Here is a 14,873-nt window from a genome sequence, read left to right on the forward strand (position 1 = left end):
TCTAAAGAGGAGTGTTGTTTTTAATGATCGGATTACAGCTGTATTCGTTGAAGGAACTTACGGAAAAAGACTTTTTAGGCACACTAAAACGCGTTGGAGAAGCTGGCTACGATGGCGTTGAATTTGCTGGATATTACGGGACTTCAAGTAGAACATTGAACGAAGCTTTAGAAGAGTATGGATTAAAAACAGTTGGCAGCCATATTGGGATTGAGGATTTAGAGGAGAATCTGGATAGAGTGATGGACTATTCGCTAGAAATAGGAAATCCATCTATCATTTGTCCAGGATTGCCAGAGGAGTATCGGAACAGTGCCGATGCCTATAAACGTATGGCTGAACTTTTTAATCGAGTCGGAGAACGCTGTAAGGAAAACGGTCTCGTATTTGGATATCATAACCACGATTTTGAATTCCAAACCATTGAAGAAAAAACAGGGCTTCAATATCTAATTGATGAAACAGAGAAAGACCTCGTCTTTTTTGAATTGGATACGTACTGGGCAGAAGTATGCGGAGTTCGTTCTGTTGATTTAATCAAACAACTAAAAAATCGTTGTAAATGGTTGCATTTAAAGGATATGAACAACTGGAAAGAGAAAAGAAATGTAGAAGTAGGAAGCGGGATCATGAATTTTCCAGAGATCGTTTCGGCGGGGCAGTCGCAAGGAGTTGAGTGGTACACGGTCGAACAGGAAGCGTTCGACATCGATCAAATGGAAAGCGTTGAAATCAGTCTTCGTTACTTACGAGGGATCTTATAGGAGGAACATTCTATGTCAAAATTGAAGATTGCTATTATTGGTTGTGGCGGTATTGCGAATGAAAAACAGATGCCTAGCTTGTCTAAGCTTGATACTGTTGAGATGATCGCTTTTTGTGACCTGGTCGAGGAGCGTGCAGTCAAAGCGGCTGCTACATTTGGTTTGGAGGAAGCAACAGTTTATACAGATTTTAAAGAGTTACTGGAAAAGGAAACGCTTGATGTCGTGCACGTTTGTACACCGAATAAAAGCCACGCTGAAATTTCCATTGCTGCTCTTGAAGCTGGAACTCATGTCATGTGTGAAAAGCCAATGGCGAAAACAGCAGTGGAAGCACGTGAAATGGTTGATGTGGCTAAACGTACAGGAAAGAAGCTCACCATCGGATATAACAATCGTTTCCGTGAGGATTCTTTATATATGAAGGATGTGTGTGAAAGCGGCGAGCTTGGTGATGTGTATTTTGCGAAGGCTCATGCGATTCGTCGCCGTGCCGTTCCTACGTGGGGAGTATTTTTAAACGAAGAGGAGCAGGGGGGCGGACCATTGATCGATATCGGAACCCATGCCCTCGATTTAACCCTGTGGATGCTGGACAACTATGACGTGAAAAGTGTGGTAGGGAATGTCTATCACAAGCTTTCTGATCAAGAGAGTAAAGCCAATGCATTCGGTCCATGGGATGCTAAGGAGTTCAGCGTCGAAGATTCAGCATTTGGAATGATTACGATGAAAAATGGAGCAACCGTCATTCTCGAATCAAGCTGGGCTCTTAATACACTTGATGTAGGAGAAGCTCAAACTACACTATGCGGAACACGCGGCGGCGCAGACATGAAAGACGGATTGAGAATTAACGGTGAAAAACACGGGAAACTCCACACCACAAAACCGGATCTCGGAGCTGGAGGCGTTGCCTTTTTTGATGGGGAAGTAGAGAGTGATGCGGACCGTGAAGCGAGACTATGGATAGAATCCATTTTGAATGGTACGGAACCCGTTGTGAAGCCAGAACAGGCGCTAGTGGTGAGTGAAATTCTTGAGGCTATCTATGAATCTGCGAGAACTGGGAAGGCTGTTTATTTCAACTAGTTTAGAAAAGAGACTATAAGATCGTTTAGCGATTTATAGTCTCTTTTTGTATTCAATTATTTTATATGTTTTTGAACTTATATACATCTCTTGATTCAATCAAGTCTTCGGTATTTTTCCGATACGTTTTATAGTGGTCCGTCTCAATATGTTCTTCTACAGCATCCTCATCTTCCCATACCTCGTAGATAAGCAAGGTATCGTCTTCAAGTGACTGATGAAGGTCATATTGAATGCAGCTTTTCTCTTCTCTAGAAGCTTTCTTCACTTTCTCCAGTTCATGGATCAATGGTCGCGTTTGATTTTGCTTCGGCTTAAAAACGGCTGTTACGACTATATTTGTCATACTTGAACGCCCCTTATCATTTTTATCAACTTTACCATACGAACCTGGGATTCGCACAAATCCGAACTGCCCCTCTACTAAAGGATGTGAGCAAATGATTTTCGGTTTCTTCTATATAGATGGTATAACATACATGTGGTCGATGAAGACTACATCAGAAAAGGATCCAATTGAAGGAGGCAAAACCAATGAGTAACAAACGAGTACTAATGGTTGTAACCAATCACACCAAGATTACAGACGATCATAAAACAGGCCTATGGCTGGAAGAATATGCGGTGCCTTACAACGCCTTCAAAGAACAAGGCTACGATGTAAAAGTAACAAGCATCCAAGGTGGCGAAGTTCCACTGGATCCAAACAGTATTCCAGAAGAGGAAGTAGCGGAATGGGCGGAAGCTAAAGAGCAGTTGAAAGATACAGCTAAGCTTTCTAAAGAAGACGCTGAAGGTTTTTATGGCATTTTCCTTCCGGGTGGACATGGAACAATGTTCGACTTTCCTGATAGTGAAACATTACAATATGTACTGCAAAAGCATGCCGAACAAGGTAACGTCATTGGCTCTGTTTGCCACGGTCCAAGCGGTCTTGTGAATGCAACTTACGAAGACGGTACGCCAATTGTAAAAGGGAAAAAGATAGCAGGCTTCACAGACTCTGAAGAGATCGGCATGGGCTTAGATGTTCATATGCCATTCATGCTAGAGACAGAGCTTCGCAACAAAGGAGCGAACTTCTCTAAAGGTGAAGATTGGACAGCTCATGCAGTCCGTGATGGCAACTTGGTTACTGGGCAAAACCCGATGTCGAGTGAAAGTGCTGCTGAAAAAATGGTAGAAGCCTTGAATGAAAAATAATAGATTTTATAGAAGGGTCCCCTCTTTATAAGAGGGGACTTTCTTTATGAAGGAATAGTCGTCATTAAGAACTGATGATATGGAACCAGTTGTTCTCTATATTGAAAAAGGGAATAAGAGGAAATGGAAGGTAATTAATGAAAAATAGAGATTCCTTATCATTTATTATATTATTCTATAAAAATTAGTTGTTTTTTGAACTTTATAATCCAAACTTAACCATTTATAATGATAGCAACAGTTCTAAATAATGAACTGAAGGACTATTGATTCATTATTATTTTTTTGAGTTGGATGTTCTCTTTAAAGAACTAATGATTATAGAGATTGTTAACAAGAGTATAGGAGAGGTGTTCAGAATGATTGATTTGCATTGCCATATTCTCCCCGGTGTAGACGACGGGGCACAAACTTTAGAAGATAGCATCGAAATGGCAAAAGAGGCCGTGAAGGAGGGCATTGAAACCATTGTCGCTACTCCGCAGCATATGACGAGTAACTTTCATAACGCCAATCATTCCATCATTAGTAAAGTGAAGGATTTAAACAGAGAACTTAAAGCACAAGGAATTCCACTTGAGGTTTTGTACGGACAGGAAGTGAGAATGAACAGTGAAATTATGAGTGCTCTTGAGGCAGAAGAGCTTCTTTCTGTTAATCATAAAAGTAAGTATATCTTTATTGAGCTGCCGTACAATATGATGCCTAATTACGCCAAAAATGTTCTATATGAACTGCAGCTTGCAGGATACAAGCCGATTCTTGCTCATCCGGAAAGAAATAAAGTGATTCAGGAACAACCTGACCTTCTCTATCATTTTGTTAGGAATGGAGCCATTACGCAAGTAACGGCTGGCAGTATCGTAGGAAAGTATGGACGCCCTGCTCAAAAGTTAGCGTTCAACATGATTGAACATAATCTGGCACACGTGATCGCTTCGGATGCGCGTGACACGAAGAAGAAAAAGTTCTACATGAAAGCCGCGTATGATAAAATGCAGAAAAAGTATGGAGCCGATACAGTTTATCAGTTTATGGAAAATGCTCATGTTATCCTAGATGGTGAGATGGTTTATACAGATCCGCCTGAGCGGATGAAAGCGAAAAAAGGGATAGGCATATTTTAATAGTGATATCCGTTCCTGAAAAGAAGAAGCGTCCTCGATGGACGCTTCTTCTTTTCTCATAGTGAGATTTATCTTCAATAGAACAGCAGTTTATAGATTGACCCTATTTCGCTGTCCCCTGTCGATAATTTGGTTGTCCGAAACAGAGGGGATATATAGTGTGGTATCCATACTGTTAGCGGTCAACTCGATCACAGGGGTAGAGGGGACATCCCACGCCATCCCATGAATATAGTTGAATTGTCCACTAACTTTAAGGATTTTTGTGGTCACCGACGTGGGCTGAATTTGGAGATTTTGAAATTGATTCCCGCTAATTTCATTAGGAATCGTAGAATTGCTAGTCATCATGATCATTTCAATGCAATCATCAAGCGACAAGTTGAGGAAACGGTTTGCATTGATCCAGGCGAACCCACTAGATGGGCGATTAGCAACCATTTTTAAGGCGGTCCTCAACCCGGCAATTTTTATATTCTCAAAATCCACGAACGAAATTTCATGACCAGGTCCCCCGGAAAAGAGGGATATTCCCGTACCCTTGTGACTACTATGCCAATGGACGATATTAATATTTTTAATTTGGGTCCTGTTCCATACGTTGTAATACTTGTATTTCCCGTTTAAGTAAATAACTTCTGAAGCAAATGCAGGATCGTCTATGGCAATGTAGGCTCCCTCAAGGGAAGCGTTGTTTTGAACTTCCAACACGCGAAAGTTCCCCTTAACAATGAACTGGCTTCCATAATTGAACAGTAATTTGATGCCTTTTTTAATGACTATTGGTGCTGTGATGAGATAACTTTTATTTCCCAAGATCACGGTCTTCCCTTTATTATTACTGGCAAAGTCAATGGCCGCCTGTATTTTCAAAGAGTCATTCGCACCTGTGAAGTCTTCAACATAGATGTCTTCAATCATCTTTTGTTCCTACTTTCCTTTAATTAGCATTACTCCTTTAGCTTATAGATGTAAAGGTTTCAAGAATAGTTCTTTATAATGTACGAGAACCTGTAAAGGTAATGCTTATGTTCTATATTATTCTAGTAATTTACTAGGAGTTCCGAAATTGGACGGGGTTTATTTTCGGAACTCCTAGTAGCTATTGAAATCAACCAACTGTACTATTTTTCCTCAATATTCGAGCTTTACGATCTTCCCTGAGTTGTTTTGACTCTTCCAAATAGCTCAGACCCCTCTACTGCCTTCTCTAACTAGGTTTCTTCATATCCGTTTCGCAAAAAAAGTAAAATAATCAACGAAAGTTCTTTATAAAGAACGAGAAATCTGTTAATATACATTCAAGGTTGAGTTCTTCATAAAGAACGAAATTGAAGCAGCTACAAAAAAGAATTTATGGAGGTGCGGGTTTTGACAGTAAAAATGGAGAAAAGAAAGGAAATCAGAAGGGTCGCTGCTGAAGCAGAATTGTTCCTTATTAAAAACAGGTCTTTATCATCTGCTCCATATGTTTTTGCCCGAAGGTTCATTGACATTGTTCTGGCTATTGCTGGTTTAGTCATATTCATACCTCTTCTTCTTATTTTATCGATCGCTATTAAAGTGGATTCGAAAGGCACCGTGTTTTACCCGCAAGAAAGAGTAGGGATGCTGGGGAAACCTTTCCTGTTGCTTAAACTGAGAACGATGAAGATGGATGCTGAGAAAGATGGACCAAGATGGGCAGAGATTGATGATCCCCGTGTGACCAGAGTCGGAAAAATTCTCAGAAAAACCAGATTGGATGAACTTCCACAGCTAATTAACGTTTTAAAGGGTGAGATGAGCTTTATCGGTCCAAGGCCGGAACGCCCAGTTTTTACGGAAATTTTCAATCAAGAAACCCCGGGATTTGTTAACCGTCTCGCTGTGAAACCTGGACTAACAGGATGGGCTCAAGTAAACGGCGGATATGATATCTCTCCTGAGGAAAAGCTTGCTTACGATCTAGAGTATATTCGCAAGAGCAGCATCCTCCTTGATATAAAAATATTACTGCTGACATTTAAAATTGTTTTTACTGGAAAAGGTGCTAGATAAACAGGAGGGTTCAACATGGACGTATTGTACATGTCGGCTAGACCGCCATATCCACCCCATAAAGGGGACCAGCTGATTGCTTGGGAACAGATCAAACAATTAAAAGCTAATGGCCATCACGTTCAACTGCTTACGTTTGTAAAAACGAAGGAAGAAGGGGAGTTCATTAAGAAAAAGCTTTCTCCTTACTGTAAAGAAGTGATTGTCTTTCGGGTTCATCCAATACAAAAGCTGTTTCGGTCATTAAAGACGATTTATAATTTTAAACCGATTCAAGTCAATCTATTTTTCAATCCTAAAATAAAGAAACGTGTGATGGAGATTCATCGAAAGTTGAATCCGGATATGATTCATGTACAGACGGTCAGATTGGCGGAATATGTGATCGATACCAATAGCCCAAAGTGTATGGATATGATTGATGCATTGTCGCTGAATATGGAACGCCGTGCCAATAAGGAGAAGAAGTGGCTAAGACCAATATTCCAGCTGGAGTCACGGCTGATGAAGCGATATGAAGAATACATTTTAAAGAAATTTGACCGGACTACGATTGTTTCTGAGAAGGATAAAACTTATTTAAACAACCCGCAAATTGTCGTTAATCCAAATGGAACATTCATTACGAAACAGCATCTTGCTGGCTATCCGTCGGTGGAAAAGGAAAAAATCATCCTTTTTCATGGGAATATGCAGTATTATCCGAATGTCGAAGCTGTACTTGATTTTGTGAAAGACGTCTGGCCCCATATTCACCAGGCCTATCCGGACTATAAATTCTACATCGTAGGAAAAGATCCGGTTAAGAGAGTTAAAGCGTTAAACGGCAAAGATAATGTGGTGGTGACCGGATTTGTTAAAGATATATGCATGCCTCTGAGGCAGGCGCAAATGGGGATTTATCCAATGAAGTCAGGGACAGGAATGCAGAACAAAATTGTGGAAGCGATGGCATGCGGATTGCCGACCATTGCTTCTCCAACAGCTTTGCAGGGTATTTCAGGAAGGCGTGGAGATGAACTGATTTGCACAGGGAATACGGAAGAAATAATTGCAGCTGTTAAACAGTTGATTGAAAAACCCGAATTACAAGAACGTTATTCCATCAGAGGGCAGGCCTTTGTCCGAAGCCATTATTCCTGGGAGAAAAACTGTAACAGGTTGATGAAAACTTGGCAGGAAGCTGAAAGGCATAGAAGGTCTGAGACATCAGAAGATTTGGAACCAGTGATTGTCCAATCATGAAAGGCGGTGGGTTACATGCGGATCGTACTTTTATCGGGGGGCTCCGGAAAGCGTTTATGGCCGCTTTCCAACGATGCCAGGTCCAAACAATTTCTTAAAGTTCTGAAAGGTGAAAACGGAGAGATGGAGTCCATGGTTCAGCGCGTCTGGCGACAGCTCGGGAAATATAACCTTGAAGATAAGGCTATTGTCGCAACAAACAGCTCTCAAGTCGAAATGCTCCATAACCAGCTTGGTCAAAACATTCCTGTTGTGGTCGAGCCAGAACGGAAGGATACCTTTCCTGCTATCGCATTAGCAGCCGTGTATCTATATTCCGTGGAAGGATGCAGTCTAGATGAGGTTATAGGAGTCATGCCTGTAGATCCATTTGTGGAAAATCACTTTTTTGAAACGATCAAAAAACTCGAATGGGGACTGAATGAGAGCGGTGCTGATTTGGCTCTCCTCGGCGTGAAACCGACCTACCCTTCAGAAAAGTATGGGTATATCGTTCCGAACATTACAACAGTGAACGACTTCATTAAAGTAAATAAGTTTTGTGAAAAGCCGAATGAGTCATTAGCCAAAAAGTTGATCCATCAAGAGGCTCTTTGGAATTGTGGTGTATTTGGTTTCAAGCTGGGATATATCATCCAACTGCTCAAACGTAAAAATATCCCTGTGGAGTACAATGATTTACTGAAGTATTATGGTCAGCTTCCATCCAACAGCTTTGATTATGAAGTAGTCGAGACAGCAAGAAACATTATCGCACTTCCTTATGATGGTTACTGGAAAGATCTTGGAACGTGGAACACGTTGACGGATGAAATGGATACCCACGTTATCGGTAATGGAGTCATAAGTCATGATGTAATGGATTCTTGTATCGTGAATGAACTGGATATCCCGATTATTTTGATGGGGGTAGAGAATGTCGTGGTAGCTGCAAGTCCTGATGGCTTGTTGGTGACAGATAAAAAGAGCAGTCACAAAATTAAACAGTACGTCTCCCATTTTCAGGATGGTCCAAGATATGAGGAATACGCGTGGGGATGGAGCAGAGTACTGGAATATAGCCAAAAGGAAAATGACACAGAAACACTGACGGAAAAAGTCCACTTGACCGCTGGCAGTACCTTAAATGACCAGGTCAATGCAAATCAAGAAGTATGGACGGTGACAGAAGGGGAAGGAATACTAGTTTTGAATGGTGAGTTTTCAGAAATCGCGGCTGGGTCTACTCTAACGATTCCAGTTGGAGAAACTTACACCTGGAAGGCGGCTAATGATATGGAATTCGTTGTCATCCAGAACGGAAAACAGCTAATGGAAAACCGAAGGAAAAAAGACGAGGTCATCCTACATGTGGAGAAGCCTGCGTATTCACATTACTTATAGTTAGGAAATGAATATGAAGTTGCAGTGGGTCTATATAGGAATAATTACGGTGTTAATAGCGATGGTATTGATTGGGATTTTTATAATGGGCCCGGGTCAAGATACTGGCAGGACTAACGTAGAAGCATTTGGGGCGAGTGGGGATGACAGTAAGGATGATTCCTCTGCCATTCAAGCAGCCATTGATTCCAGTTATGAAAATGATAATCTTCCTGTCCAGTTGCTGGGTAAGACTTATATCCTGAAACAAGGATTACGGTTGAAAGAAGGAGTCTCACTGGAAATGGGAGTGGCTACAAAGATACTTGTCGAAGGAAATTTTAACGTATTGGAGTTAGAACGAAAAACTTCAATTACAAACGGAACCATTGAAATTACCACACCCGAATTTCAAAGTGCTGTGATCCATGTAAGTGGAAAAGAACAAGTCTGGACGACTGAGCGCATTCAGCTCGAAAATGTGACGTTGTACAACTCCAGTGGCAGCAATCGTGGGAAAGGAATCTATTTTTCAGCGGACACATCTGATGAGTTTATCAGTTTTGTAAATGTTTCAGGAGTGAATGTTAGCGGGTTTCACACCGCCGTGCATCTACAAGCAACGCCTCCCGAGAAAGAAGAGGAACACAATTTTGTAAATGGAAACAGGTTCGTAAATATGACCTTAGATGACTGCGTCGTCTGTATCCGCCTGGACAGTGATGTAACCATTCCTAATGAGGTCTCCGGAAATATGTTTGACAACCTTCAGATCCAACTGACAGAGAGAACAGACAAAGCGGTAATTTTATCCGGGACCAATAACACGTTAGAAGGTATGATTTGGGACGCTTCTATCATAGAAGATGCTCACCCTTTAATAGAAGGAACCGAACCATCCTATGGGAATTTCATACGAATGAATTTACCTAAAGATAGGTTCTTAGATAAGGGGCAGGGCAACAACTATTCTATCTTTGAAAAATGATAGTTGGGGTATCAGACGTTTTTATTTTACTTAAATAACGGAAGGAAGGTTGACATGAAGGTATTAATAACTGGTGGGGCAGGCTTTATCGGATCGCACATAGTAGAAGAATTAGTAGAGTCCCATTACGAGGTAGTCGTTGTAGATAATCTAGTGACAGGGCATATGAAAAATCTCCCTCCTCATGTGAACTTCTACAAACGGGATGTTCGGAGAAATATGGATGATATCTTTGCAAAAGAACAGCCGGATTATGTCATTCATCAAGCAGCTCAGGTTTCAGTAAGTCAATCGTTTACAGACCCGTTATATGACTGTGAAGAAAATATTGTTGCGACCCTTAACATCTTGCAATCTAGCGCGAAGCATAAAGTCAAGAAAGTCGTATTTGCATCAACGGCAGCTGTATATGGAAATCCGAGCTATCTTCCTATTGATGAAGCGCATCACGTGCAGCCGATCTCCTTTTACGGGCTGACAAAAGCTCACGCTGAAAAGTACATTCACCTTTTTGCTCATACTCATAACCTTGAGTATTCCATTTTACGCTATGCCAATGTATATGGACCCAGACAAGATGTCCATGGAGAAGCCGGGGTCATTGCTCTCTTTATCGAAAAATTAATCCGTGGAGAATCTCCTGTTATTTTTGGGGATGGAAAGCAGACGAGGGATTTCGTTTTTGTCAGAGACGTGGCTCGTGCAAACGTGGCTGCGTTGGAACACGGTACAAACGAAATCTTTAATATAGGGACTGGGCAGGAAACATCGATTAATGAAATTGTTGACCAGTTAGGGGTCTCTTTTGGTAGACCTATTCAGTCTAGTTTACGTCCAGCACGCAAGGGAGATATCCGCTCGAGTGTATTAAAAAACGATCGAGCACAATCCATGCTGCGCTGGGAACCTTGTTATTCACTGCAAGAAGGGCTGCTTGAGACCGTTCGATTTTATCAGCAGGAATGTCCTTACGGGGTGCAAGAGGTGATTTCATGAGAGAACCAATGGATATCAAAACCTTTTTCCGTATCCTCAAAAGGAGAATGGCTACCATTTTGATCACGACCATCTGCGTTTCGATCTTAAGTGGAGCTGCTGTGTTTTATTTCTTAAAACCTACGTATGAAGCAACCGAATATATTCTGGTTGGAAACCTGGGGAATCAGGAAGATGTTTACGTTGATCCTCAAACAGTGAACAGACTTATTGCTTCAACGGTCGATTTTATTACAAGTCCGATCGTATTGGAATCCGTCCAGGCGGATATGAATCTATCTCAGGAAGAGTTGGAAGAAAAAATCACAATAAAAAATAAAGAAGATTCCCAGATTATTTCGATTGTGATCAGAGATGCGGAAGCGGATCGGGCCAGTGAAGTAGCCAACATTCTTGCGGCTACTTCTGTGGAAGAGATGAAAGGCTCGATGCAAATGGAAAATATAGCTGTCCTGAGTAAAAAGGAAGGGACAAATAAAGTTGAAGAAATCGGAAGTCCGATCGTGAACATCTTGATAGGAACCATGGTGGGGTTATTTTGTGGAATCGGAATGGCGATGGTAAAAGACCATTGGGATGATTCTGTCCAAAGCCTGGATCAAATCGAAAAAGAACTGGGGTTACCAGTACTTGGAGAAGTAGCAGCCACTAAAGACAATCTGCCAAAATCCTACAAGAAACAGTTCGCAAGTGCGACAGGGAAAGTGAAAAAAGGAGGCAAAATCCATGCAGAGTCCCATTGAGGATATCGTTCACGGCGGGCACAGGAAAAGGAAGGGGGTTGTGAGCTTCGATCAGATGAAGGTAATCAGCAGAAAGGTTGAGAAGCAGAGCCCTTCCATTCTAATTGTGACTTCAATTCCATCAGGAAAGTCGGTAGCCATGATTGCTGCAGAACTAGCGGCTGCCATCGCTCTTCAGGAGAAAAAAGTTCTGCTTGTTGATGGGGATATGAACAAACCCATGCTCCATGAATGGTTCCATATGGAGCAGCCTGCTGAGAACCATCAGGATCCATTGACAAACATCTTTCCGACTTTTCTTCCGAACTTAGATGTCCTTTTGGTAACCCGTTCCAACGATCAAAAACCAATGGATATTTGGCTTTCTCCCTCTTTTAAACAGCATGTGGATTCCTGGAGGAAGAAGTATGATCGAGTGATTTTTTCGGCTCCTTCCTTATCCTCAGGAGTTGAAACAGAGCTGATGGCTGAAGGGTGTGAGGAAGCAGTGCTTGTCGTCCAGCAGAAAAGAGATAAGCTTGAAGAAATAAAGAAAGCCCATGCAAAACTTGAGACAACAGGGTGCAAAGTACTTGGGATTGTTTATCAACAGTGATGGATTAGCAAGTGATGAAAGGGGCTAAAATTTATGAGTCAGATTAGAAATTCTATTGGAAAGAATATCTTTCATTTATTTTACAGTACGGCACTTTCCAGTATTTTAAATGCTGCATCATTGATTGTGCTTGCCTCTTTTATCTCCACAGATGATTATGGCAAATTTAGCGTGGTACTCGCTTTTGCTATGATTATGGCTTATTTAACGGAAGCTGGATTAAACCAGATTGTGCTTCGGGAAGGGGCGAAGAAAGAGGCTCCTATTTCGTTGATCATGGCCTCATTTATAAAACTGCGTCTTGGGCTGACAGTGGCAACGCTAATGATTGGATTCCTTCTTATTCATTGGATTTACTCCGGTGATAAGGAATTGATCCTCCTTTCCTATGCACTGATTTTTCCACTTGTAATAGGGATCGCCATGCAGAGCATTAGTATCACCTATTTTCAGATGTTGGAGAAAATGCAATATTCCGGAATGATACGAATTGTTTCTGCAGGCTTATTGATCACCGTGATCCTGGTTGGGAAATGGTTTTATATAGATCCTATGATCGTATTTTTCTTGTATGGATCCGCTTATTTTTTGGCCGGATGTTTCGGGATATTTTTAACGACTAAGACTCTGAGACTTTCCATAAGGTCTCCTTTTTATAAAGGACTGTGGAAACATTGGGTGCCATTCTTAGTAACCGGATTATTATTCATTCTCCTGCCTCAGATTGGTCCGATTGTATTAGAACAGACATTAACGTGGAAAGAAGTTGGTTATTTCGCTGTCGCTTACCGCATTCCCCAGGCTTTACAGCAATTGCCGTTTATTATCGCCGGTGCATTCTTTCCGGTATTGTTCCGTTTATTTCAGGCTGGGGATTACGAGCAGCATGTTAAAAAGAGTATCACACAGGTGAAATTGATGTTACTTGCTGGCATGCTCGCCGCTATCCCTTTTTACCACCTTTCTGACCTAGTTATCGGAGTTTTATTTGGAGAGAGGTGGATGGAAGCAGCGTTCTTACTGAAAGTGTTGGCTCTAGTCATGGTTTTTCAGGGAGGCAGTATTGCTCTGGGGGATGGGCTGACAACAAGAGCGCTTCAGTCTCGAAGAATGACGGTTCTGGCTTTAGGGGTTACATCGGGCGTGTTGTTTTATGCTTTTTTCAGTGAATTATATGGGTTAACAGGAGCAATAACAGCAGGAGTTCTCATTGAAGTGATTCTGTTGTTCGGGTTCTTGGTCTGTCACCCCGATCGAATGGTCCTCGGAAAAAAAGCCGTTGTTCCTTATTTGATTTATTTTTTCATTACTCTAGTAGGTGTAGAGTTATTTTTATCTTCCATTCCGATTCTTGCGGCCAGTGCCCATTTTGTTCTTATTCTTTCCCTTGCCGTAATGGATAAGGAATGGAGAGAAAAAGTTCCAGAGCTTTTGAAAAAGATGGTCCTTGAATCGAAGTCGAAAATCAGGAAGGAGGCACATGATGGAGCATCTTAGTTCCTCTGAAGGTCGGCGCAGCAGTCTGCTGCTATTTTTCCTGCTCTTTTCAGTCATGCTTGGTAAATATCACATTTACCTCGGCTTCGCCTTCAAACCACATATGATGTATTTAGGCATTCTTGTCATTTTATTGGCGGCTTCCTTCCGATTTCAAAAACTGCAGAGTTTTGAAGTCATGCTGCTTTTTTTCTATCTGGTGTATGTGTTTTCTGGCGCATTTTCCTTATATGCATCATCAAGTCTGAGGGTCATGCTTGGCATCTTTTTATATATCGTCTTTTATATTCTCATGAAAGGAATTCTCCAGATGTTTCAAAAGAGCGAATTGGAGAATGGAATTGCGAATGCAGGGATTTTATTTAATATCGGAAGTCTTTTCCTTTACGTATGGGGATTGAAGAGCAATGGATTTTCCTTATTAGGAGACGGAGTCATACGCTATGGTGTCTGGTTTGACCGCGATTATCCCAGGTTGATCGGTTTGATGGAAGACCCGAACTATTTTGTGTTTTATAATACGATTTTTTTCACTTTCTTTTTATGTAAACGCGATTCTTTGAAAAATAAGATCGGTCTTGCCTTGTGTTTAATTACGAGTGTACTCTCTTTCTCCAGAGGGGGATTGTTGATTCTCCTCATTATTTTCATTGTTTACTTCTTGTTAAACAAACCAGCTAACCAATTGCGCTTATTTCTATCTACTTTTTCGATACTAGCCATTGCCTGGGCGGTCAGTCTAGCGATGAAATTTCGCGTCCTTGATATTCTGCAACACAGATTTCAAGACTTTTCCTCTGACGGTGGAAGCGGAAGGTTTGAACTATGGGGAAGGGCGTGGGATTTATTTTCCACCCATCCCTGGTTTGGGATTGGTGCAAGTAACTTCGCAGATTACAACGCGTTTGAATACGGTGATAATCTGGTTGTTCACAACACATTCCTTGAGGTGTTGACTGAGTCAGGAGTCATTGGTTTGTTTGTGTATGGTTTGTTTGTACTTACGGTGCTCTATCAAATCTTTCGGGCGAATTTTCACTTGAAGCATCCATTCTTGTTTTTAACATTCCTTGGATTTATGCTTCAGATGATGTTTTTGTCGCTGATTGTTAATGACATGTTCTTATTATATTTAGCCATCCTGTCTACTTATTTTTCCTATGAAGATGAAAAAGTTCAGTCTAAGGAAAGCAATCGTATGGAAAGGGAGGCCGTATAGAG

15 protein-coding genes are annotated in these 14,873 nt (G+C 41.4%); 13 read left to right on the forward strand and 2 right to left on the reverse strand.

The annotated features are described in order from the left end of the window. Nucleotides 1-23: 23 nt before the first annotated feature. Both HM131_RS05330 and HM131_RS05335 read left to right on the forward strand, forming a co-directional pair. Nucleotides 24-764: a sugar phosphate isomerase/epimerase family protein gene (locus tag HM131_RS05330; protein ID WP_085028680.1), complete on the forward strand. Its 741-nt coding sequence runs from the start codon at nt 24-26 to the stop codon at nt 762-764. Between the two features lie 12 nt (nt 765-776). Beyond that, a complete protein-coding gene (locus HM131_RS05335) occupies nt 777-1,856 on the forward strand; it encodes a Gfo/Idh/MocA family protein (protein WP_085028682.1) in 1,080 nt (359 codons plus the stop codon). A 61-nt stretch (nt 1,857-1,917) separates the two neighbouring features. Here HM131_RS05335 and HM131_RS05340 read toward each other — a convergent pair whose 3' ends face one another. After that, the gene (locus tag HM131_RS05340; RefSeq protein WP_085028684.1) at nt 1,918-2,202 is read right to left on the reverse strand and encodes a putative quinol monooxygenase; all 285 of its coding nucleotides are present in this window, start codon (nt 2,200-2,202) and stop codon (nt 1,918-1,920) included. 188 nt (nt 2,203-2,390) lie between these two features. Here HM131_RS05340 and HM131_RS05345 point away from each other — a divergent pair, with 188 nt between their 5' ends. Both HM131_RS05345 and HM131_RS05350 read left to right on the forward strand, forming a co-directional pair. Next, nucleotides 2,391-3,059: a type 1 glutamine amidotransferase domain-containing protein gene (locus tag HM131_RS05345; RefSeq protein ID WP_085028686.1), complete on the forward strand. Its 669-nt coding sequence runs from the start codon at nt 2,391-2,393 to the stop codon at nt 3,057-3,059. A gap of 359 nt (nt 3,060-3,418) precedes the next feature. Continuing rightward, nucleotides 3,419-4,186, forward strand: coding sequence for a tyrosine-protein phosphatase (locus tag HM131_RS05350; RefSeq protein WP_085028688.1), 768 nt, complete (start codon nt 3,419-3,421; stop codon nt 4,184-4,186). Between the two features lie 90 nt (nt 4,187-4,276). Here the strand turns inward: HM131_RS05350 and HM131_RS05355 are convergent, their stop codons facing one another. Beyond that, a complete protein-coding gene (locus tag HM131_RS05355) occupies nt 4,277-5,107 on the reverse strand; it encodes a hypothetical protein (RefSeq protein WP_085028690.1) in 831 nt (276 codons plus the stop codon). 462 nt (nt 5,108-5,569) lie between these two features. Between HM131_RS05355 and HM131_RS05360 the strand changes: the two genes are divergently transcribed. From HM131_RS05360 to HM131_RS05400, 9 genes are read left to right on the forward strand one after another with little or no spacing between them, the layout of a single operon-like run. Further along, nucleotides 5,570-6,226 (forward strand): sugar transferase, encoded by a 657-nt coding sequence (locus HM131_RS05360; protein WP_085031817.1) that lies wholly within the window; start codon nt 5,570-5,572, stop codon nt 6,224-6,226. Between the two features lie 15 nt (nt 6,227-6,241). Further along, nucleotides 6,242-7,471: a glycosyltransferase gene (locus tag HM131_RS05365; RefSeq protein WP_085028692.1), complete on the forward strand. Its 1,230-nt coding sequence runs from the start codon at nt 6,242-6,244 to the stop codon at nt 7,469-7,471. Between the two features lie 15 nt (nt 7,472-7,486). Further along, on the forward strand, nt 7,487-8,854 hold the full coding sequence (locus HM131_RS05370) for a sugar phosphate nucleotidyltransferase (protein ID WP_085028694.1): 1,368 nt from the start codon (nt 7,487-7,489) through the stop codon (nt 8,852-8,854). Between the two features lie 13 nt (nt 8,855-8,867). Beyond that, nucleotides 8,868-9,821 (forward strand): glycosyl hydrolase family 28-related protein, encoded by a 954-nt coding sequence (locus tag HM131_RS05375; protein WP_232324877.1) that lies wholly within the window; start codon nt 8,868-8,870, stop codon nt 9,819-9,821. A 54-nt stretch (nt 9,822-9,875) separates the two neighbouring features. Next, nucleotides 9,876-10,817 carry an NAD-dependent epimerase/dehydratase family protein gene (locus tag HM131_RS05380; RefSeq protein WP_085028697.1) on the forward strand — a complete coding sequence of 314 codons (942 nt, stop codon included), beginning with the start codon at nt 9,876-9,878 and terminating at the stop codon, nt 10,815-10,817. Beyond that, nucleotides 10,814-11,560 carry a YveK family protein gene (locus HM131_RS05385; protein ID WP_198162724.1) on the forward strand — a complete coding sequence of 249 codons (747 nt, stop codon included), beginning with the start codon at nt 10,814-10,816 and terminating at the stop codon, nt 11,558-11,560. The genes HM131_RS05380 and HM131_RS05385 overlap by 4 nt, the downstream gene beginning before the upstream one ends. Continuing rightward, nucleotides 11,544-12,155, forward strand: a complete 612-nt coding sequence (locus tag HM131_RS05390; protein WP_085028700.1) for a P-loop NTPase family protein — start codon at nt 11,544-11,546, stop codon at nt 12,153-12,155. The genes HM131_RS05385 and HM131_RS05390 overlap by 17 nt, the downstream gene beginning before the upstream one ends. A gap of 33 nt (nt 12,156-12,188) precedes the next feature. After that, a complete protein-coding gene (locus HM131_RS05395; protein ID WP_085028702.1) occupies nt 12,189-13,652 on the forward strand; it encodes a lipopolysaccharide biosynthesis protein in 1,464 nt (487 codons plus the stop codon). Further along, entirely contained in the window at nt 13,636-14,871 is a 1,236-nt protein-coding gene (locus HM131_RS05400; RefSeq protein ID WP_232324878.1) for an O-antigen ligase family protein, read from the forward strand. Before HM131_RS05395 ends, HM131_RS05400 begins: the two co-directional genes overlap by 17 nt. Nucleotides 14,872-14,873 lie beyond the last annotated feature (2 nt).

The organism is Halobacillus mangrovi (genome assembly GCF_002097535.1).
GTDB classification, from domain to species: Bacteria; Bacillota; Bacilli; order Bacillales; family Halobacillaceae; genus Halobacillus; species Halobacillus mangrovi_A.

What these genes read in the sequence shown, in the direction of transcription:
- HM131_RS05330 (WP_085028680.1), top strand. Translation starts at nt 24, where the DNA reads ATGATCGGATTACAGCTGTATTCGTTGAAGGAACTTACGGAAAAAGAC.
- HM131_RS05335 (WP_085028682.1), top strand. Translation starts at nt 777, where the DNA reads ATGTCAAAATTGAAGATTGCTATTATTGGTTGTGGCGGTATTGCGAAT.
- HM131_RS05340 (WP_085028684.1), bottom strand. Translation starts at nt 2,202, where the DNA reads ATGACAAATATAGTCGTAACAGCCGTTTTTAAGCCGAAGCAAAATCAA.
- HM131_RS05345 (WP_085028686.1), top strand. Translation starts at nt 2,391, where the DNA reads ATGAGTAACAAACGAGTACTAATGGTTGTAACCAATCACACCAAGATT.
- HM131_RS05350 (WP_085028688.1), top strand. Translation starts at nt 3,419, where the DNA reads ATGATTGATTTGCATTGCCATATTCTCCCCGGTGTAGACGACGGGGCA.
- HM131_RS05355 (WP_085028690.1), bottom strand. Translation starts at nt 5,107, where the DNA reads ATGATTGAAGACATCTATGTTGAAGACTTCACAGGTGCGAATGACTCT.
- HM131_RS05360 (WP_085031817.1), top strand. Translation starts at nt 5,570, where the DNA reads ATGGAGAAAAGAAAGGAAATCAGAAGGGTCGCTGCTGAAGCAGAATTG.
- HM131_RS05365 (WP_085028692.1), top strand. Translation starts at nt 6,242, where the DNA reads ATGGACGTATTGTACATGTCGGCTAGACCGCCATATCCACCCCATAAA.
- HM131_RS05370 (WP_085028694.1), top strand. Translation starts at nt 7,487, where the DNA reads ATGCGGATCGTACTTTTATCGGGGGGCTCCGGAAAGCGTTTATGGCCG.
- HM131_RS05375 (WP_232324877.1), top strand. Translation starts at nt 8,868, where the DNA reads ATGAAGTTGCAGTGGGTCTATATAGGAATAATTACGGTGTTAATAGCG.
- HM131_RS05380 (WP_085028697.1), top strand. Translation starts at nt 9,876, where the DNA reads ATGAAGGTATTAATAACTGGTGGGGCAGGCTTTATCGGATCGCACATA.
- HM131_RS05385 (WP_198162724.1), top strand. Translation starts at nt 10,814, where the DNA reads ATGAGAGAACCAATGGATATCAAAACCTTTTTCCGTATCCTCAAAAGG.
- HM131_RS05390 (WP_085028700.1), top strand. Translation starts at nt 11,544, where the DNA reads ATGCAGAGTCCCATTGAGGATATCGTTCACGGCGGGCACAGGAAAAGG.
- HM131_RS05395 (WP_085028702.1), top strand. Translation starts at nt 12,189, where the DNA reads ATGAGTCAGATTAGAAATTCTATTGGAAAGAATATCTTTCATTTATTT.
- HM131_RS05400 (WP_232324878.1), top strand. Translation starts at nt 13,636, where the DNA reads ATGATGGAGCATCTTAGTTCCTCTGAAGGTCGGCGCAGCAGTCTGCTG.